Here is an 18,837-nt window from a genome sequence, read left to right on the forward strand (position 1 = left end):
AAGCCATGACGACCATCGACAGGAACCGAGAATTCGAAGGCAAGGCCGTGCTCGTGACGGGCGCGGGCAAGGGCATCGGTCATGCGACGGTGCATCTCTTGGCGAGTCGCGGCGCGCGCGTGATTGCATTGAGCCGCAGCGCCGACGACCTCGCTATGCTTGCAAAAGAAACGGGCTGCGAGACCATCGCCGTCGATCTGGCGGATGCCGACGCCGCACGTGAAGCGGCGCGTTCGGCGCAACCGGTCGATCTGCTCGTCAATTGCGCGGGGCTCGTCGTATTGCAGCCCTTTCTCGATACCACGGTCGAAGCATTCGATCTCACGATGAACGTGAATGTGCGCGCCGCGATGATCGTCGCTCAGGCGTGCGCGAAGAGCATGATCGAGCGCGGCAAGGGCGGCGCGATCGTCAACGTGTCGAGCTTGTCGGCGACGGTCGGCTTGCCGCTGCATGCGTCGTATTGCGCATCGAAAGGCGCGCTCGATGCGATGACGCGCGTGATGGCCGTCGAGCTCGGTCCGCACGGCATCCGAGTGAACGCGATCAATCCCGTGGTCACGATGACGCCGATGGCCGAGAAAGCCTGGAGCGATCCCGCGAAGTCGGGGCCGATGCTCGCGCGTATTCCGCTGAACCGCTTCGTGCAGCCGGTGGAAGTGGCGCGCACCATCGCTTATTTGTTGAGCGACGATTCGAGCATGGTGAGCGGCGTGAGCCTTGCCGTCGACGGCGGCTTTCAGGCAGGATGATTCGGATACCGTATTTAAACCGAAGGAACGACGATGGAAGCACTGGTTCTCGAAGAGGCGCGGCGCATCAGCCTGCGTCCGTTCAGCTTGCCGCAGGTCGTGGGTCCGCGCGATGTTCGCATCCGCATCCATACGGTCGGCATTTGCGGCAGCGACGTTCATTACTATCAGCACGGACGCATCGGCCCGTTCGTCGTGAACGAGCCGATGGTGCTCGGACATGAAGCGTCGGGCACGGTCGTCGAAGTGGGCGAGGAGGTCACGCATCTGAAGGCGGGCGATCGCGTGTGCATGGAACCGGGCGTGCCGGACATGGAATCGCGTGCGTCGCGCGAAGGCATGTACAACCTCGACCCCAAAGTGCGCTTCTGGGCGACGCCGCCGGTGCATGGCTGCCTCGCGCCGTACGTCGTGCATCCGGCCGCGTTCACGTACAAGCTGCCCGATAACGTGAGCTTCGCGGAGGGCGCCATTGTCGAGCCGCTGTCCATCGGCTTGCAGGCCGCGAAGAAGGCCGCGATCCAGCCGGGCGATGTGGCCGTCGTGCTCGGTGCGGGCACCATCGGCATGATGTGCGCGCTTGCGGCGCTCGCGGGCGGATGCAGCCGCGCGATCGTCTGCGATCTCGTGCAGGAGAAGCTCGATCTGATCGGCAGCGTGCAGGGCGTGACGGCAGTGAACATTCGCGAGCAGCGCGTGCAGGACGTCATCGCCGAACTGACGGACGGCTGGGGCGCGAACATCGTGTTCGAAGCGAGCGGCAACGAGAAGGCGTTCGAAGGCATCGTCGATCTGTTGTGTCCGGGCGGATGCATCGTGCTCGTCGGCATGCCGCAACGCGCGATTCCGCTCGATGTCGTCGCGGTTCAGATCAAGGAAGCGCGCATCGAATCCGTGTTCCGTTACGCGAACATCTTTCCGCGCGCGATCCAGTTGATCGCATCGGGCAGGCTCGATGTGAAACCCTTCATTTCGCGCACGTTCCCGTTCGCGGAAGGCATCAAGGCGTTCGAGGAAGCGGCGAGCGGCGTGCCGACGGATGTGAAAGTGCAGATCGTGATGGAATGAGACGATAACGACCGGGAGACGCGATCATGGAAAACACTGCGGAAATGACGGCCATTGTCTGCCGCGCACCGAAGGACTATCGCGTCGAGCGCGTGGAGCGTCCGCGCGCAGGCCCGAACGAGTTGGTCATTCGCATTGCCGCATGCGGCATCTGCGCGAGCGACTGCAAATGCTGGTCGGGGGCGAAGATGTTCTGGGGCGGCCCGAATCCGTGGGTCAAGGCGCCGGTCATCCCCGGGCATGAGTTCTTCGGCTATGTCGAAGAACTCGGCGAGGGTGCGGCGGAACACTTCGGAGTGCAGAATGGAGATCGCGTGATCGCGGAGCAGATCGTGCCCTGTGCGAAGTGCCGCTATTGCAAGTCGGGCCAGTACTGGATGTGCGAAGTGCATAACATCTTCGGCTTTCAACGCGAGGTCGCGGACGGCGGCATGGCCGAATACATGCGCTTTCCGCCGACGGCCATCGTCCACAAGATTCCGGATGGCATTTCGCTCGAAGATGCGGCGATCATCGAGCCGCTCGCATGCGCGATTCATACGGTGAATCGAGGCGATATTCAATTGAGCGATGTCGTCGTGATCGCGGGCGCGGGTCCGCTCGGATTGATGATGGTGCAGGTCGCGCATCTGAAGACGCCGAAGAAGCTGGTTGTCATCGATCTCGTCGATGAGCGGCTCGAGCTTGCACGCGAATACGGCGCGGATATCACGATCAACCCGAAGACCGACAACGCGCTCGAGATGATTCGCGGCATCACGGATCAATACGGCTGCGACGTGTATATCGAAACGACGGGTTCGCCCGTGGGCGTGACGCAAGGGCTGGAGTTGATTCGCAAGCTCGGGCGCTTCGTGGAGTTTTCCGTGTTCGGCAGCGATACGACGGTGGACTGGTCGATCATCGGCGACCGCAAGGAACTGGACGTGCGCGGCGCGCATCTGGGACCGTATTGCTATCCCATCGCCATCGATCTGCTCGCGCGTGGGCTCGTGACGTCGAAGGGCATCGTCACGCACGGCTTCACGCTGGAAGAGTGGGACGATGCCATTGAAGTCGCGAATTCGCTCGATTCGATCAAGGTGCTGCTGCGGCCGAAGTGATCAGTGGTTCATCCATGTGCGGCCGATGACGCTTTGGGGTAGGCGTCTATGCTGTACAGCGATGTCGTAGCCATGAGGTCGGCGCGATGCGAAGGTCAACGCTTTTGCGTGGACGTCCGTCGACATAATTGCCGCACGTTCGAGCGTTTCCCGAATCGCCAGGTTAGACGCGCTGAGCAACGGCGCTCCCATCGTTCGAAACAAGACGCGAAAAATGGGCAGCTAGCGCGGCGAATAACGCATTCACCCCAAAACCTCACACCCGTTCGCAAACCCGGGGTTTATCAAATCGAAAGGAGGCGCCTAGAATCAATCCACCGCCCCGGTCTTCGTCGCCTTGCAACAGGACATCTCATGCTGCAGCCATTCGCGTCGTCGGAATCGTTCACGATTGGAGTCGAACTCGAGGTTCAGCTCGTCAACACGCACGACTACAACCTCACGAAGGCCACGACCGAGCTGTTGAACCGCGTGCGCGCCGAGAGCTTCGCGGGCGCGATCAATCCCGAGACCACGGAAGGCATGATCGAGCTGTCGACCGGCATATGCAAGCACTTCGACCAGGCCCGCAGCGAACTGCAAGGCCTTCGCGATACGCTCGTGCGCGCAGCCGACTTTCTCAACGTCGGCGTGTGCGGCGGCGGAACGAATTTCTTCCAGAACTGGTACGACCAGAGATCCGATGGACGCGAACGCTCCGAATATTTGATGGGACTGTATGGCGCGTTGTATCAGCAGTTCACCATCTTCGGTCAGCATGTGCATGTCGGCTGCCCCGATCCGGACTCGGCGCTCGTGCTGTTGCATTCGCTTTCGCGCTACGTGCCGCACTTCGTCGCGCTGGCCGCGTGTTCACCGTTCGTCCAGGGCAGCGACACGCAATTCCAATGCGCCCGCTTGAATTCCGTCGCGCCGTTTCCGTTGTCGGGACATTCGCCGTTCGTGACTACATGGGCCGAGTTCGAACAATACTTCGATCGAATGACGTGCACGGGTCTGGTCAAGAGCCTCAAGGACTTCTACTGGGACATTCGCCCGAGCCCCGGTTATGGAACGATCGAAATACGCGTGATGGACACGCCGCTTCGCGTCGAATGGGCCGCTGCGATTGCCGCCTATATTCAGGCGCTTTCGCGCTATCTGCTGATCGACAGGCCCTTGCGGCTCAGTGATCGCGACTACGAGGTGTATCGAACGAACCGGTTCAATGCGTGCCGATTCGGCCTCGATGGCGCATGCGTGAACCCCGAGACCGGACAGCGCGGCCCGATAAGAAACGACATTCTCGCGACGCTCGCAGCCATCGCGCCCCACGCGCAAGCGCTCGGCGCGGAGGAAGGCATTGATCAGATCAGGCGCACGGTCACCGACGGCGTCAGCGATGCTACGTGGCAACGCCGCGTCTATGGCGCGCATCGTTCGTTGCATGAGTTGGTACGTCAGCAATGCCAGATATGGCGCGGCGCGGAGATCGCGTGAAGTGGCGTGAAGGAGTGTGATGCGATGCCGACACGAACCACGAATCCTGGACGGCGCGACTTTCTGCGCAGGTCGAGTGTCGTGCCGTCCGCGTGCTTGCTGCTCGCGCTGGGTCGCGCAGGCCATGCACGAGCCGATGAACTCACTGCGACCCCCGCCTGCACCGACGAACACGAACCGACCCGCCCACAGACCGCCGGACCGTTCTTTCTTCCGCATTCTCCGCAACGGGCATCGCTGCTGGAGCCGGGCATGCGAGGCACGAAGATCGTTCTGAGCGGACGCGTATGGTCATCGCGATGCGCACCCGTGTCCGGCGCGCTGCTCGATTTCTGGCATGCCGATGACGCCGGTGAATACGACACCGATGGCTTCCGTTTGCGCGGGCATCAGTTTGCCGATAGCGAGGGGCGGTATCGGCTGGAGACCATCGTGCCGGGGCTGTATCCGGGCCGCACGCGGCACTTTCACGTGAACGTGCAGCCGCCCAACGGGCGCGTGCTCACCACGCAACTGTATTTTCCCGACGAGCCGCGCAATGCGCGCGATTCGCTGTTCGATCGACGGCTCCTGATGACGATTAACGGCGATGGCGCCGGCAAGATCGCGCGATTCGATTTCGTGCTCGCGCTTGCATAGCGTCATGCATGCAGTCCGCTTGTTGTCACGTGCTGTCCGCCGCCACCGGTAATTCCTCGGCCTTCCACCGCAGCATGCCGCCTGCAAGGTTCGCCACCTTGCCGAAGCCCGCCTTGGCGAGCAACACGCTGGCCTGAGCGGAACGCGCCCCGGAGCGGCACACCGCCACCACCGGCCGATCGCGGTCCAGTTCGTCGAGCCGGTTCATCAACTGCGAGAGCGGCACGAGCTTCGCGTGCGGCAAACGCCCGAGCGGATCGATGAATTCCGCGGCCTCGCGAACATCGACGATTTGCACGGCGCCTTCACGCTCGAGCAGCGCCATCGGTTCGATCTCCCACACGCCGCTGAAACGCAAGGTCAGCGGGGCCCAGGCGGGCATGTCGTCCGCGGGGGCGTCGCCTTCGGGCTGTCCGCAGCGCAGGTTCGCGGGCACCGCCACGGCCATATGCTTCGGATGCGGCAGATGGAGGTGGCTCATGTGCCCGACGAAATCGTCGATGTTCACATCGCCGCCCAGGCGCGGGTTGAAACGCCGCTCTTCCGTGACGCTCGTCACCGTGATCCCGCGATAGTCGTGCGCCGGATACAGCAGGCAGTCGCCGGGCAGCGTCAGAATCTGCTCGCGCACGGAGGCGAACAACTGGCGGGCGCTGCCCTGCTGAAAATCGGTGCGGCCGCATCCGCGAATCAGGAGACTGTCGCCGGTGAAGGCCATGCGCCGGTCGTCGAGCACGTAGGTCAGGCAGCCGTTCGTGTGGCCGGGCGTGGCGCGCACCGTCAGATGGCGGCTTCCGAAGTCGATGCGGTCGCCGTGCGCAAGCGGCCGGTCCACGCCCTCGGCGCCCGCGGCGGCGGCGAGCGCGATCGAACTGCCGCTGCGCCTCTGCAAGCGCCACGCGCCTGTGACGTGATCGGCGTGGACATGCGTATCGAGCGTCGCCTGAAGGTGCAGACCGAGTTCTTCCAGAAGCGCGAGATCGCGCGGCGCCTGTTCGTAGACGGGATCGATCAGCAGCGCCGCGCCGCTATCGCCGAGTAAGTAGGTGTAGGTCGATGACGCGGCATCGAAAAGCTGGCGAAAGATCATGGCGGAAGCTCAAACAAGGAAAGACACACTACGACACGGACGGTCTTACCTCCATTCAAGCCGTTTGCGGGCCAATGCTCAAGTAGATGAACCGCACCGCGCCACTGCGGATTCGAGCGTGCGCTCGAAAAGCCTTCGCCGCGTAGGTTTTCAATTGCGCCTTCCGATTCTTCGCAACATACTTGGTTCCACCTTACTTGCCAGCAAAGCGCGCGTCGGTGAATCGGTGCCGGAACGCGCGCCCCAAGTTTCAATAAGAGCGATGACAACAATAACGGCCGATGCTCGCGAATACCTATAACCCGCTGTTGGTCGTTTGCTCGCTTCTCGTCGCGATCCTGGCCGCCTACACCGCGCTCGACATGGCCGGGCGCATTGCACTCGCCGAAGGACGCACCGCGCGCTGGTGGATGATCGGCGGCGGATGCGCGATGGGCCTCGGCATCTGGTCGATGCACTTCGTCGGCATGCTTGCGTTCAATCTGCCGATCGCGCTCGGTTATGACCCGGCCATCACGTCGCTGTCGCTGCTCATCGCGGTGGCGGCGTCCATGTTCGCGCTGTGGCTCGTCTGCCAGAACACGCTGCCCATGCCGCGCCTCGTCGTCGGCGCATTGCTGATGGGACCGGCCATCGCGGGCATGCACTACACCGGCATGGCGGCCATGCGCATGCGGCCGGGCATCGACTATGACGCGACGCTCGTCGCGCTGTCCGTGAGCATTGCCATCGTGGCGTCGGGCGCGGCGCTGTGGATCGCGTTCCGCTTGCGGCAGCGCTCGGCGGGACGCTTCCTGTTGCGGGCAGTCGCGTCGCTGGTGATGGGCGTCGCTATCGTCGGCATGCATTACACGGGCATGGCCGCCGCGCATTTTCCGGCAGGCAGCATCTGCGATGCCGCCCGCGACGGCGCGAATCCCGCGTGGCTCGCGCTGGTGGTGATCGTCGTGACGCTCGCGGTCATCGCCATCGCGCTCATTATTTCCGTGCTCGATCTGCGGATGGAAGCGCGCACGGCGGTGCTCGCCGCGTCGCTCGCGGAGGCGAACAAGGAACTCGCGTATCTCGCGCTTCACGACAGTCTGACCGGCTTGCCGAACCGCGTGCTGCTCGAAGACCGGCTCGCGCAGCTGGTTCGGGGCGCCCGTCATTCGAAGCGGCGTTTCACGCTGATGTTCATGGACCTCGACAGTTTCAAGGCCGTCAACGACGCGCTCGGGCACCATGTCGGGGACAAGCTGCTCGTCGAAGTGTCGCGACGCCTTCGCGCCGCGCTGCCATCGCACGACACGATCGCCCGCGTGGGCGGCGACGAGTTCGTGCTGCTGTCCAACGTCGAAGACGCGACGGCCGCCGCCGACGTCGCGCAGGCGCTGACGCGGGCGATCGAAGCGCCGTTCGAAGTCGAAACGCACGCTGTCCACATTTCGTTGAGCGTCGGCATCGCCATTTATCCGGACAACGGCGCGGATCAACAGGAGTTGCTGAGCAACGCGGATGCGGCCATGTATCACGCGAAGGCGCTCGGCAGTGGAAGCTGCTGCTTCTTCGAGCCGTCGATGCAGGCGGACGTGTACGAGCAGATGCAGCTCGCGCATGAATTGCGTTCCGCGGTCGCGGCGGGCGAAATGGTCCTGCATTACCAGCCGAAGTTCGGCGCGGCGAGCGGCGAGGCCGTCGGGGCCGAAGCGCTGCTGCGCTGGAATCATCCGGTGCGCGGACTGTTGTCGCCCGATCACTTCATTCCGCTTGCGGAAAAGACCGGGCTCATCGTGTCGATCGGCATGTGGGTGCTCGACGAAAGTTGCCGGCAACTGAAGCTCTGGCATTGCATGGGGCGCACCGGCTGGAGCATCGCGGTGAACCTGTCGCCGCTGCAGTTCGTCGACGATGGTCTCGTGAAAGCCGTGCAGGACGTGCTGCGCCGGCACGACTTGCCCGCGCATTGCCTGATCCTCGAAGTGACGGAAACCACCGCGATGCGCGATGTCGACGTCAGCCTGACGGTGCTGCGGCAACTCCGGCATACCGGCGTGCAGATTGCCATCGACGATTTCGGCACGGGCTATTCGAGCTTGGTCTATCTGAAGCGCCTGCCCGCGACGGAGCTGAAAATCGATCGCGCTTTCGTGCGGCAACTGTCGCACGGCACCGAGGACGCCGCGATCGTGTCGGCGGTCATCGCGCTCGGCAGGACGCTCAACCTCCGCATCGTCGCGGAAGGTGTGGAGACGCACCAGCAACGCACGTATCTGACCGATGTCGGCTGCGACATGTTGCAGGGCTTCCTGCTGGGCCGGCCCATGTCCGCCGATGCGTTCGTCGAAGCGCTGATGCCTTGCGACGCAGCGCTCGCCGCGACGCACGCGCGGTGACGAAGCTGTCGCGTTTTTGTACAAGACGGTGAAAAAGCGCCGGCTGAAATCGTGATGTAACGGAACGTGCCTTGCTCGAAACGCGTGTTCGAGCGAAGCACTCATCCACCATCACCGGTCTCTTCCCATGCCGACGAATTCCCCTCACGACGACGACAGCGACGACGCTGCACTTCACACTGAAACGCCGCGCCGCCGCTTCCTTCAGCGCACCGGAACCGGCGTCGCGGCCGCGCTGATCGCGGGCGGCGTGGGCACGGCGCGCGTGGCGCATGCCGCGCAAGCCACGCCCGGCGATGCCGATGCCGTCAAGCTTCCACCCATCGCCGATACCGAGACCGAACAGCAGGAAGAGACGCCCGATCCGCGCGCCCGCACCGACGAGCGCGTGGGCTTCGCGGTCGTCGGCATCGGACGGCTCACGATGAATCAGATCTTGCCGGCGCTGGCATCGTCGAAATATGCGAAGCTCGCCGCGCTCGTGAGCGGTGACGCCGACAAGGCGCACAAGGTCGCGCGCCAATACGGTCTTTCAGAGGACGCGGTCTACGGCTACGACAGCTTCGAGCGTCTCGCCGGCAATCGCGACGTGCAGGTCGTATACATCGTGCTGCCGAACAGCATGCACCGCGAATACACGGAGCGCGCCGCGAAGATCGGCAAGCACGTGCTCTGCGAGAAGCCGATGGCGACGAGCGTCGCCGACTGCCAGCGCATGATCGACGCGTGCCGCAACGCGAACCGCCTGCTGATGATCGCGTACCGCAGCCAGTACGAGCCGATGGACCGTCTCGTCGCGAAGTGGATCAAGGAGAAGCAGCTCGGGCCGGTGACGGAGTTCATCGCGGGAAACTCGCAGAATACGGGCGATCCCGGCCAGTGGCGTCTCAAGCGCGCGCTCGCGGGCGGCGGGCCGCTGCCGGACGTGGGCATCTATTGCATCAACGCCGCGCGTTTTCTGTTCGACGAGGAACCGACGGAAATCATCGGCACCGTCACGCAGCCCGCCGCCGATCCGCGCTTTCGCGAAGTGGAGCAGAGCGTGCATTTCATCCTGCGCTTTCCGAGCGGCGCGACGGCCACGTGCGCGTCGAGCTACGGGAATCACGAATCGCGCTTTTTCCGCGTGCAGGGCGCGAAGGCGTGGGCGGAGATGAATCCCGCGTTCGCGTACAACGGGCTGCGGCTGCGCAAGGGCATGCTCGTGGAGGAGAAGAACGCCGCGACGGAGATCACCGTCGATCCGGTCGATCAGTTCGCGCGCGAGATCGATCACATGGCGCTGTGCGTAGTGCGTAACCGGACGCCGCATACGCCCGGCGAGGAGGGCTTGCAGGATCAGCGGATCATCGAGGCGATCTACGAATCCGCGCGCACGGGGCGCGTCGTGAAGCTCTCGCCGCCGCCCGGACCGACGCGCGGCCCGATGCCGGACGAAGAGAAATTCTAGAACCGCAGGAAGGTCAGCGCATCGCCTGCCATTCGGCGGCGCGGTGGCCGCCCATCACGAGACATTGCGATCTGAACGCGTCGCCCTGACTGCCTGCGGCGGCCTCGCTGAAGCCTTTGCCGAGCGCGTCCAGCCGGACATGCTCGGCGCCGCGCACGCACGACGGAGCATCGACATCGCGCGCCTGCGCATGGAGCATGGCGCGATCGGCCACGAGATAAGCGACGACCGCGAAGACGGCGGCGTTGAACAGCTTTTTCATTCTTGTCTCCCTGCTTGTCTCTTTCCACTAGGCTAAGTGGCGGGGCGCTCCGGGCAAATCAGGGCAAGCACGGAGAAAGCGAACGATCGGTGACCTGTCGATGACACGGGAACCGGTCGATTCGAATTTGTCAATAGCACCACACGCAATGAACTTGATCGTCGGCAATTCCCCGAAAAGTTTTTCTTTGAGTTATTCTCGTTAACCCTAGAAGTACGCGCCTTTCATTTTGGTTGCGTTCCGGGTTTCGGAACACTCGCGCAACCGTTCCGCTCGTTACCTCATCGTCAACCTCGCGGTTTCAGCACGTCAGCCGGCGTCCCGGCGACGTGCGAACGCGTTTTGCGCTTCAAAAATCGTCAAGCCATGCACCTGCCGTCAGTACTCAGCTTTCTCATCTGGATGCCAGTGGTGTCGGGCATCTTCGTCTTCACGTTCAGCGTGTCGGCGATGCTCGCGCGCGCAGCCGCGCTCTTCGGCGCGGTGCTCGGGCTGCTGCCGGTCGTGCCGCTGCTCGCGCGCTTCGATGCGTCGTCGAATGCCGTTCAGCTCGCCGAGCGCATCGACTGGCTGCCGCAATTCGGCATTTCTTACCACCTGGGCGTCGACGGCATCTCGCTGTGGTTCTCCGTGCTGACCGCGGTGACGACGCTGATCGTGTTCATGGCGTCGTGGCGCAGCGTGACGAAACAGGTCGCGCAGTATTACGGCGCGTTCCTCGTGCTGTCGGGCTGCATGCAGGGCGTGTTTCTCGCGCTCGACGGCATGCTGTTCTTCGTCTTCTTCGAGGCGACGCTGATTCCGCTGTATCTGCTGATCGGCACGTGGGGTTCCGAGCGCCGTGTCTACGCGGCAATGCGCTTCTTCTTCATCTCGCTCTTCGGCTCGCTGGCGATGCTCGCCGCGCTGATCTATCTGTGGAGCCAGTCGCATACGTTCGACATCGACGCATGGCGCAACATGAAGATCGGCTTCGCGCCGCAACTCGTGGTGTTCGTGTGTCTCGTGGCGGCTTTCTCGGTGAAGGTGCCGATGTGGCCGCTGCATACGTGGCTGCCCGATGTCAACGCGGAAGGTCCGACCGGCGCGGCCGTGCTGCTCGGCATGTTGAAGATCGGCGGATACGGCATGCTGCGCTACGTGCTGCCGATCGTGCCCGATGCATCGCACTTCTTCGCCCCGGCGATGATCGCGCTGGCCCTCGTCGCCGTCATCTACGGGAGCCTCGTCGCGCTCGCACAGACCGACATGCGCAAGCTGCTCGCGTACTCGGCGGTCGCGCACATGGGTCTCGTGACGCTCGGCCTCTTCACGTTCGACCGCATGGGCACCGAAGGCGCGGTCGTGCAGATGCTGTCGTACGGCGTGGTATCGGGCGCGATGCTGCTGTGTACCGGCGTGCTCGTCGACCGCACGCAGAGCGGTTCCATCGATGCCTATGGCGGCGTGGTCAACACCATGCCGAAGTTCGCCACCTACGCCATGCTCTTCTCGATGGCGAACGTCGGCTTGCCGGGCACGTCCGGCTTCGTCGGCGAATTTCTGGTGCTGATGGGCGCGATCCGCTTCAACTTCTGGATCGGCGCGATCGCGGCGCTGTCGCTCATCTTGAGCGCGGCTTATACGCTGTGGATGTACAAGCGCGTGATCTTCGGCGCGGTTGCCAACGAGCGCGTCGCGAAGCTCAAGGACATCGGCAAGCGCGAGTTCGTCGTGCTGGGCGCGATGGCCGTGCTCGTGCTCGCCATCGGTGTGCATCCGAAGACCTTCACGGACGCCATCGGGCCGTCGGTGGAGGCCGTGCTGTCGGCGGCGCAATCGTCGTCGCTGCCCTCGGACGACAACGCGCCTTCATACGACGCGCATCGCGTCGACGCAACGAAGCGTTTGCCGGGGTAAGTTTCGCTTGCGAATGACAAAGCCTCGCGGCGCGCTCATGCACTCGCGAGGCTTTTTTTTGCCTCTCGCAAGCGCGTGAATGCCGGGTCGTTGATCGGTTATCTCTTATCGCGATTTCGCAGGATCGAAGGCCGGCATTCACTCCGCGCGCGCCCGGCTCGTCAGATGCTCGACCATGCGCTGCGCAGCCGGCTGCAGCAGATCGAAGCCCTTGAAGCACACGACGAAGCGTCGCTCGGCCCATGCATCGACGAGTGGAATGACCTTGACACCGAACACCGCCTGATAGGTCGCGGCCACTTCCACCGGCACCACGCTGATACCGAGTCCCGCCGCGACGACGCGAAACGCGGCATCGAAACTGGACACGATCACGCGATACGACAGCGTCTTGCCCGCGCTCGCCGCCGCGCGCTGAAGCATGATGTGCACGGCCGTGGACGGCAACAGTCCCACGTGTTCATACGCAAGCGTCGCTTCGAAGTTCAGATGCGGCTCCGTTGCGAGCGGATGATCGGGATGCACGGCAAGCGCCAGCCTGTCACGCCGATACGGCCTGTGCTGCAAGCCCTGCAGATCGACGTTGTCCCAGCACACGCCCACGCTCGCCGCGCCTTCGCGCAGCTGCCGCACGAGGTCCGACGAAAGCCGCTCTTCCACATCCACGCGAATATTCGCATTGCCCGGCTCGCGCATGAACGCGGCGATATCGTCGAGCAAGGCTTCCGCAATCGCCGATGCCGACGCGCACACGCTCACCCGTCCGCGAAGGCCGCCGCCGAACGCGGCCACGTCATTGCCGATGCGCTCCAGCGTGAACAACACGTTGCGCGCGTGTTCGAGCATCGCGATGCCCGCGCCCGTGGGCTCGACGCCGCGCCGCGATCGCGATAGCAGCGGCACGCCGAGATCCGCTTCGAGCTGCGCAATGCGCTTGCTGATGGCGGACGGCTCGATGTGCGCTTCATCGGCGGCGCGCGCGATGTTGCGGTGATCGCATACGGCAACGAAGAGGCGCAGCGTCTTCAGATCGATGTCACGCACGGGCGTTTCCCTTTAGACATTCCATATCGGAACGATGACGCTTCCAAGATACCGCTACACAGTTGGCGTGGAATGTCTAAAGTTAGCACAACGCCGGCGATACGATGACCGGCGATAACACGGAGACGGCTCATGCCCCTGTTCCCCGCGGACGTCGCGATACGCGAAGTCGGCTTGCGCGACGGCCTGCAAAGCATCCAGCAGATCCTGCCGACGGAACGCAAGCTCGAATGGATTCGCGACGCCTATGAAGCCGGCCAGCGCGAGATCGAAGTCGGCTCGTTCGTGCCCGCGCGCCTCTTGCCCCAACTCGCCGATACCGCGGACCTCGTGGCTTACGCGAAGACACTGCCCGGCCTCTTCGTATCCGTGCTCGTGCCCAATCTGAAGGGCGCCGAGCGCGCGTTCGAAACCGAAGCCGATCTCCTGCTCGTGCCGCTTTCCGCGAGCCGCGAACATAGCCTCGCCAATCTGCGCAAGACGCCCGATGAAGTCGTCGCGGAAGTGGCGCGCATTCGCGCTGCCCGCGATGCATCGGGCGCGAAGACGCTGATCGAAGGCGGCATCGGCACGTCGTTCGGCTGCACGATTCAGGGCCGCGTCGAAACCAGCGAAGTGCTGCGCTGCATGCAGGCGCTGCTCGATGCAGGCGCGGATCGCGTGAGCATCGCCGATACGGTCGGCTATGCGGGTCCGCGCGCCGTGCGTGAATTGTTCGAGAAGGCGCGGCATATCGCGGGCGAGCGCTTCTGGTGCGGCCACTTTCACGACACGCGCGGCCTTGCGCTCGCCAACGTTTATGCGGCGCTCGAAACCGGCGTGGCGCGCTTCGATGCGACGCTCGCCGGCATCGGCGGATGTCCGCACGCGCCGGGCGCGAGCGGCAATGCATCGAGCGAGGACCTGGCGTTCATGCTCGCCGGCATGGGTATCGAAACGGGCATCGACATTCGGGCGTTGCTCGCGCTGCGCGGCAAGGTCGCGCAATGGCTCGAACACGAAACGCTGCACGGCGCGCTATGGCGTGCGGGCTTGCCCAAGACGTTCACGCCCACATTCGCGACGACGTTCACAAATGATGCGGCGAGCGCCGCGCTCACCGCCTGAGGCTTTCCACATGAGTTCGACTGCAAGACTTCCGCTCGACGGCGTGCGCGTCATCGAATTCACGCACATGGTCATGGGGCCGACGTGCGGCATGATCCTCGCCGATCTCGGCGCCGAAGTCATCAAGATAGAACCGCCCGGCGGCGACAAGACGCGCACGCTGCCGGGACTCGGCATCGGCTTCTTTCGCTCGTTCAATCGCAACAAGAAGAGCGTCGTCATCGACATCACCACGCCGGAGGGCCGCGAAACCGCGACCGAACTGATCGGCACCTGCGACGTGATGCTGGAAAACTTCCGCCCCGGTCTCATGCAGAAGCTCGGCCTCGATTACGACACGCTGAAGCAACGCTATCCCGCGCTCGTGTATGTATCGCACAAGGGCTTCCTGCCCGGTCCCTATGAAAAGCGCCTCGCGCTCGACGAAGTCGTGCAGATGATGGGCGGTCTCTCGTACATGACCGGGCCCGTCGGACGGCCGCTGCGGGCGGGGACATCCGTGAACGACATCATGGGCGGCATGTTCGGTGCGATCGGCGTGCTGGCCGCGTTGCGCGAACGCGATATCACCGGACGCGGACAGGAAGTGCAAAGCGCGCTCTTCGAGAACTGCGTGTTCCTGTCGGCGCAGCACATGCAGCAATATGCGATGACACGCGAAGCGCCGCCGCCGATGCCCGCGCGCGTATCGGCATGGAGCGTCTATGACGTGTTCACGCTGGCCGAGGGCGAGCAGCTTTTCATCGGCGCGGTGAGCGACAAGCAGTTCATCACGCTCTGCGATGTGCTCGAACGGCCCGATATTGCCGCCGAGCCGCGCTTCGCGAACAACGCGATGCGCGTCGCGGTGCGCCCCGAATTGCTCGCATGCCTCGGCGCGATTCTCAAGGATCATCGCGTGGACGAACTCGCGCCGAAGCTCGAAGCGGCCGGCATTCCGTATGCGCCCATCGTGCGGCCCGATCAGCTTCTCGACGATCCGCATCTGAAGGCAAGCGGCGGTCTCGTCCCGATGCGAACCGATGACGGCGATACCACCGATGTCGTGCTGTTGCCGATCACGATGGGCGGCCGGCGGCCCGGCGTGCGTCATGCGCTGGCGCGCGTCGGCGAGCATACGCAGGAAGTGCTTGCGCGCATCAAGAGCCGCGTCACCGCATAACGTTCGAAAGACAGCGAAGTCCATATCCGGCAGGGCTGCATGAAGACAGCCCGCCGGAACAACGAAGATCAGGAGACAGACATGCAGCAGAGCGTCACCGCGGGCAGTCCCCCGCTCGTCACACCGAACGTGCGCGTCGGCATTCAGCCCGGCGCGGAGATATCCGCGCGCATGGATCGCCTGCCGATCACGCGGCATCTGTGGATGCTCGTGCTGCTGATCTCGCTCGGCGGCTTCTTCGAAATCTACGATCTGATCTTCACGGGCTATATCGCGCCGGGCATGGCGAAGAGCGGCCTGCTCGCGACCACCACGCATGCGTTCTTCGGCTTCACCGGCATTGCGGGCTTTATCGCGGCGACGTTCGCGGGGCTGTTCGTCGGCACGTTCTGTTTCGGTTGGTTGCCGGACCGATACGGCCGCCGCGCCGTCTTCACCGTGTCCTTGCTGTGGTACTCGGCCGGCTCCGCGATCATGGCCTTTCAAACGACGCCCGAGGCGGTCATTCTGTGGCGCTTCATCACGGGCATTGGCGTGGGCGTGGAGATCATCACCATCGACAGCTACGTGACCGAACTCGTGCCGCAGCACATGCGCGGCCGCGCGATGGCGTTCAATCAGATGGTCATGTTCGCCGCCGCGCCCGTGGCCGCGATCCTCTCTTACTGGCTCGTGCCGACGACCGTGTTCGGCATCGACGGATGGCGTGTCGTCGTGCTGGCCGGATCGGTGGGCGCGGTGCTCGTGTGGTTCATCCGCCGCTCGGTGCCGGAAAGCCCGCGCTGGCTCGCATCGCATGGACAGCCCGAAAAAGCGGATGCGATCGTGCGCGATATCGAATCGATCGTCGCTCAGCAGGCGAAGGCGCCGTTGCCGCCGCCGCTGCCCTTGGTCGAGCAGCCGATGCATCGCCGTGCCTCGTTCGCCGAGTTGCTGCAGCCGCCGTATCGGTCGCGCTTTCTGATGCTCGTGGTCTTCAATCTCTGTCAGGCGATCGGCTACTACGGCTTCGCGAACTGGGTGCCGACGCTGTTGATCGGGCAGGGCATCACCGTGACGAAGAGCTTGCTGTATTCGTTCATCATCGCGTTCGCATTGCCCGTCGGTCCCATGCTCGCGATGCTTTACGCCGACCGCATTCAGCGCAAATGGCTGATCGTCGGCGGCGCGCTGATGGTGATCGTGTGCGGCATCGCGTTCGCTCAGGCGAGGTCGGTTCCCATGCTGATCGTGCTCGGCGTGCTCATCAGTCTCGCGGGACAAACCATCTCGGTCTGCTATCACACGTATCAGGCCGAACTCTTTCCAACCGCCATACGTTGCCGCGCGAATGGTCTCGTGTATTCGGCGAGCCGTGTCGGCGCCATGATGTCGGGCTTCATCATCGCGGCGCTGCTGCGTGACTTCGGCGTGGTTGGCGTATTCGCAGGAATTACCGCTTGCATGCTCGTCGTCGTGCTGTCGATCGGTATTTTTGGGCCGCGCACGAATGGCAAGCGCCTCGAAGAGTTGTGTCATTGACGGCGCTTCGATGCTTCAAGGAGCGGCAGCGGTCTTTCGTCCGATGAATGCGTGCTCACGCACTTAGCGGTCGCGAGCGGTAGGGTACGGTAGCGCGATTAGAAACGACTGTTCGGTTGCGCCATGAGCCTCGTCAAAGTCACCGCACAAGAATTGAAGATCGGCACGCCGCTGCCTTTCGCTGTCTATTCGGCCAACGGCAAATTGCTTCTTACACAAGGCTATTGCGTTCGTTCGGAGAGCCAGCGCGACAAGATACTGGCGGCTGGCGGTTTCCGCGACGAAGCCCCGCCCGCGACTCGGCCTCATGCGGATGCCCCCGCACCCGGCGAAGTGCTTATCTCGACCGCGAAGCACGACGCGCCGCCAAGCGAAAACGTCATGCCGGCGAGCATGGGCGTGTTGCCGAAGTTCATCGACGCAATGCAACTCTCTCTTGTCGGCCGCCAGCACGGTCCCTTGCAAACCGATTACGTCGGCTCGATTGCGGGTCAGGCGCTGCTTCTCACTGCATCGCACGGACACGAGTTGCTTGAGCCGGGCGTGGAAGTCGATTGCAAGGCGCTGCGCGGACGCAAGGTCCATATGTTTCGCAGCAAAGTCATCGGGCGAAGCGAGACGCCGGTGCAGCTCGTCTATATCGCGCAGCCGGAAATCGTGCAGACGCATATGGTGCGCAAGCATGTACGCGTTTCGACGGAACTCGCAGGCCGGCTCATTCGCAACGACTGCATTGCCGCGGGCTTCGATGTGACTGTCGTGAACGTGAGTCTCGGCGGCGTTGCATTGAGCACGCCGGACTCGATCGTCAATGTCGGCGAGCACTTCAAGCTCGCGCTACGGCTGCGCGCCGACGGCAAGATGCATGCGGTCGTGATGAACTGCATTGCGCGCAGTCTCAGGCATGTCGATGGCGCGGTGCAGGTGGGTGTCGAATTCAGCAACCGAAGCGCCGATGTGACCGCGTTGTTGCGGGCGCATCTGTTTGAAATGGCGACGGGCAGTGCGGGGGATTGAGCGGAGTAGCGCGCTGTTATTTCGTTCCATCAAGTGTCACCTAAGCGCTTGAGCTTTAGTACTTCATCCCATTCTGTCAGCCCTTCCATTCAATTCTTGCAAAACATTGGGCATGGGGTGCAACTAACTGTCCATTCTGTATCTTCCCTTAGACCCGGCAGATTCACTGCCAATTAAATCGCGCTTGGCAGAATCCCTCTCCTCCGCCTCAGGCAAGAGCCGTCGAATCAGCCAGATTTTTTAGTCGGCGCTACAATCCCGCTGCCCTGCAATGCACAGCCGCCGGTGCGTGGCGACAAGCGGCCGTTCGATAAACGCTGCTACGCATGTCACCGCGAGGCCGCTGGCTGCCGCCTCACACAGCCAGCCATTTGCGCTACCGCTGAATTCAACGCACAAGCCGGAGCTGCTCATGACCACGCTTTCCATCAATGGCCAGTCGCATAACGTCGATGCCCCGCCCGATATGCCGCTGCTCTGGGTGCTGCGCGATATCGTCGGGCTGACCGGCACCAAGTTTGGCTGCGGCATCGCGCAATGCGGCGCATGCACCGTGCATCTCGATGGCGTCGCGGTGCGATCGTGCGTGCTGCCTGTCGCGGCCATCGGCGATAAAAAGATCACGACCATCGAAGCCGTCGGCGCCACGCCCGCAGGCAAGAAAGTGCAGGACGCTTGGAATCAGCTCGATGTCGTGCAATGCGGCTATTGCCAATCGGGCCAAGTCATGTCGGCGGCCGCGTTGATCGCGACCGTCCCCCATCCGAGCGATGCGGACATCGACGCCGCCATGGCCGGCAACATCTGCCGCTGCGGCACGTATAACCGCATTCGCGCGGCTATCAAGCACGCGGCGAAGGAGGCTTGAG

At 63.4% G+C, this 18,837-nt stretch carries 16 protein-coding genes; 13 read left to right on the plus strand and 3 right to left on the minus strand.

The genetic code is table 11. From position 1 onward, the window contains the following. The first annotated feature begins 5 nt into the window (after positions 1-5). The 5 genes from AWB72_RS17405 to AWB72_RS17430 all read left to right on the plus strand — a co-directional run bounded on the left by AWB72_RS17405 (position 6) and on the right by AWB72_RS17430 (position 5,041). Positions 6-752 carry an SDR family oxidoreductase gene (locus AWB72_RS17405; protein ID WP_040049244.1) on the plus strand — a complete coding sequence of 249 codons (747 nt, stop codon included), beginning with the start codon at positions 6-8 and terminating at the stop codon, positions 750-752. A gap of 33 nt (positions 753-785) precedes the next feature. After that, positions 786-1,820, plus strand: coding sequence for an NAD(P)-dependent alcohol dehydrogenase (locus AWB72_RS17410; protein WP_040049124.1), 1,035 nt, complete (start codon positions 786-788; stop codon positions 1,818-1,820). A gap of 26 nt (positions 1,821-1,846) precedes the next feature. Beyond that, a complete protein-coding gene (locus tag AWB72_RS17415) occupies positions 1,847-2,923 on the plus strand; it encodes an alcohol dehydrogenase catalytic domain-containing protein (protein WP_040049125.1) in 1,077 nt (358 codons plus the stop codon). A gap of 354 nt (positions 2,924-3,277) precedes the next feature. Next, positions 3,278-4,402 carry a YbdK family carboxylate-amine ligase gene (locus AWB72_RS17425; RefSeq protein ID WP_087128398.1) on the plus strand — a complete coding sequence of 375 codons (1,125 nt, stop codon included), beginning with the start codon at positions 3,278-3,280 and terminating at the stop codon, positions 4,400-4,402. Positions 4,403-4,426: 24 nt separating this feature from the next. Then, positions 4,427-5,041: a dioxygenase family protein gene (locus tag AWB72_RS17430; protein WP_040049128.1), complete on the plus strand. Its 615-nt coding sequence runs from the start codon at positions 4,427-4,429 to the stop codon at positions 5,039-5,041. Positions 5,042-5,066: 25 nt separating this feature from the next. Here AWB72_RS17430 and AWB72_RS17435 read toward each other — a convergent pair whose 3' ends face one another. After that, positions 5,067-6,131 (minus strand): MBL fold metallo-hydrolase, encoded by a 1,065-nt coding sequence (locus tag AWB72_RS17435; protein ID WP_040049129.1) that lies wholly within the window; start codon positions 6,129-6,131, stop codon positions 5,067-5,069. A 281-nt stretch (positions 6,132-6,412) separates the two neighbouring features. Between AWB72_RS17435 and AWB72_RS17440 the strand changes: the two genes are divergently transcribed. Continuing rightward, positions 6,413-8,506: a putative bifunctional diguanylate cyclase/phosphodiesterase gene (locus tag AWB72_RS17440; protein ID WP_087128400.1), complete on the plus strand. Its 2,094-nt coding sequence runs from the start codon at positions 6,413-6,415 to the stop codon at positions 8,504-8,506. 127 nt (positions 8,507-8,633) lie between these two features. After that, complete coding sequence (locus AWB72_RS17445; RefSeq protein WP_052449733.1) at positions 8,634-9,956, plus strand: Gfo/Idh/MocA family protein; 1,323 nt, start codon at positions 8,634-8,636, stop codon at positions 9,954-9,956. A 13-nt stretch (positions 9,957-9,969) separates the two neighbouring features. Here AWB72_RS17445 and AWB72_RS17450 read toward each other — a convergent pair whose 3' ends face one another. After that, positions 9,970-10,218: a hypothetical protein gene (locus tag AWB72_RS17450; RefSeq protein ID WP_040049131.1), complete on the minus strand. Its 249-nt coding sequence runs from the start codon at positions 10,216-10,218 to the stop codon at positions 9,970-9,972. A 366-nt stretch (positions 10,219-10,584) separates the two neighbouring features. Here AWB72_RS17450 and AWB72_RS17455 point away from each other — a divergent pair, with 366 nt between their 5' ends. Beyond that, positions 10,585-12,117 carry a complex I subunit 4 family protein gene (locus AWB72_RS17455; protein ID WP_040049132.1) on the plus strand — a complete coding sequence of 511 codons (1,533 nt, stop codon included), beginning with the start codon at positions 10,585-10,587 and terminating at the stop codon, positions 12,115-12,117. Between the two features lie 138 nt (positions 12,118-12,255). On the opposite strand, the gene AWB72_RS17460 is transcribed toward AWB72_RS17455, so the two are convergent. Further along, positions 12,256-13,161 carry a LysR family transcriptional regulator gene (locus AWB72_RS17460; RefSeq protein WP_040049133.1) on the minus strand — a complete coding sequence of 302 codons (906 nt, stop codon included), beginning with the start codon at positions 13,159-13,161 and terminating at the stop codon, positions 12,256-12,258. A gap of 132 nt (positions 13,162-13,293) precedes the next feature. Between AWB72_RS17460 and AWB72_RS17465 the strand changes: the two genes are divergently transcribed. From AWB72_RS17465 to AWB72_RS17485, 5 genes are all read left to right on the plus strand, one after another. Next, the gene (locus tag AWB72_RS17465) at positions 13,294-14,268 is read left to right on the plus strand and encodes a hydroxymethylglutaryl-CoA lyase (RefSeq protein WP_040049134.1); all 975 of its coding nucleotides are present in this window, start codon (positions 13,294-13,296) and stop codon (positions 14,266-14,268) included. Between the two features lie 10 nt (positions 14,269-14,278). Then, positions 14,279-15,430: a CaiB/BaiF CoA transferase family protein gene (locus AWB72_RS17470; protein ID WP_040049135.1), complete on the plus strand. Its 1,152-nt coding sequence runs from the start codon at positions 14,279-14,281 to the stop codon at positions 15,428-15,430. 81 nt (positions 15,431-15,511) lie between these two features. Next, positions 15,512-16,951 (plus strand): MFS transporter, encoded by a 1,440-nt coding sequence (locus AWB72_RS17475; protein ID WP_040049246.1) that lies wholly within the window; start codon positions 15,512-15,514, stop codon positions 16,949-16,951. 123 nt (positions 16,952-17,074) lie between these two features. Further along, positions 17,075-17,968 (plus strand): flagellar brake protein, encoded by an 894-nt coding sequence (locus tag AWB72_RS17480; protein WP_040049136.1) that lies wholly within the window; start codon positions 17,075-17,077, stop codon positions 17,966-17,968. Between the two features lie 412 nt (positions 17,969-18,380). Continuing rightward, on the plus strand, positions 18,381-18,836 hold the full coding sequence (locus tag AWB72_RS17485; protein WP_040049137.1) for a (2Fe-2S)-binding protein: 456 nt from the start codon (positions 18,381-18,383) through the stop codon (positions 18,834-18,836). Position 18,837 lies beyond the last annotated feature (1 nt).

Origin of the sequence: Caballeronia concitans, from assembly GCF_001544615.1 — a bacterium.
Lineage (GTDB): Bacteria > Pseudomonadota > Gammaproteobacteria > Burkholderiales > Burkholderiaceae > Caballeronia > Caballeronia concitans.

Bases quoted from the DNA above. Each gene is read 5' to 3' on its own strand.
- AWB72_RS17465 (WP_040049134.1), top strand. From the start codon at position 13,294: ATGCCCCTGTTCCCCGCGGACGTCGCGATACGCGAAGTCGGCTTGCGC.
- AWB72_RS17415 (WP_040049125.1), top strand. From the start codon at position 1,847: ATGGAAAACACTGCGGAAATGACGGCCATTGTCTGCCGCGCACCGAAG.
- AWB72_RS17445 (WP_052449733.1), top strand. From the start codon at position 8,634: ATGCCGACGAATTCCCCTCACGACGACGACAGCGACGACGCTGCACTT.
- AWB72_RS17405 (WP_040049244.1), top strand. From the start codon at position 6: ATGACGACCATCGACAGGAACCGAGAATTCGAAGGCAAGGCCGTGCTC.
- AWB72_RS17455 (WP_040049132.1), top strand. From the start codon at position 10,585: ATGCACCTGCCGTCAGTACTCAGCTTTCTCATCTGGATGCCAGTGGTG.
- AWB72_RS17425 (WP_087128398.1), top strand. From the start codon at position 3,278: ATGCTGCAGCCATTCGCGTCGTCGGAATCGTTCACGATTGGAGTCGAA.
- AWB72_RS17475 (WP_040049246.1), top strand. From the start codon at position 15,512: ATGCAGCAGAGCGTCACCGCGGGCAGTCCCCCGCTCGTCACACCGAAC.
- AWB72_RS17410 (WP_040049124.1), top strand. From the start codon at position 786: ATGGAAGCACTGGTTCTCGAAGAGGCGCGGCGCATCAGCCTGCGTCCG.
- AWB72_RS17485 (WP_040049137.1), top strand. From the start codon at position 18,381: ATGACCACGCTTTCCATCAATGGCCAGTCGCATAACGTCGATGCCCCG.
- AWB72_RS17450 (WP_040049131.1), bottom strand. From the start codon at position 10,218: ATGAAAAAGCTGTTCAACGCCGCCGTCTTCGCGGTCGTCGCTTATCTC.
- AWB72_RS17430 (WP_040049128.1), top strand. From the start codon at position 4,427: ATGCCGACACGAACCACGAATCCTGGACGGCGCGACTTTCTGCGCAGG.
- AWB72_RS17440 (WP_087128400.1), top strand. From the start codon at position 6,413: ATGCTCGCGAATACCTATAACCCGCTGTTGGTCGTTTGCTCGCTTCTC.
- AWB72_RS17470 (WP_040049135.1), top strand. From the start codon at position 14,279: ATGAGTTCGACTGCAAGACTTCCGCTCGACGGCGTGCGCGTCATCGAA.
- AWB72_RS17435 (WP_040049129.1), bottom strand. From the start codon at position 6,131: ATGATCTTTCGCCAGCTTTTCGATGCCGCGTCATCGACCTACACCTAC.
- AWB72_RS17480 (WP_040049136.1), top strand. From the start codon at position 17,075: ATGAGCCTCGTCAAAGTCACCGCACAAGAATTGAAGATCGGCACGCCG.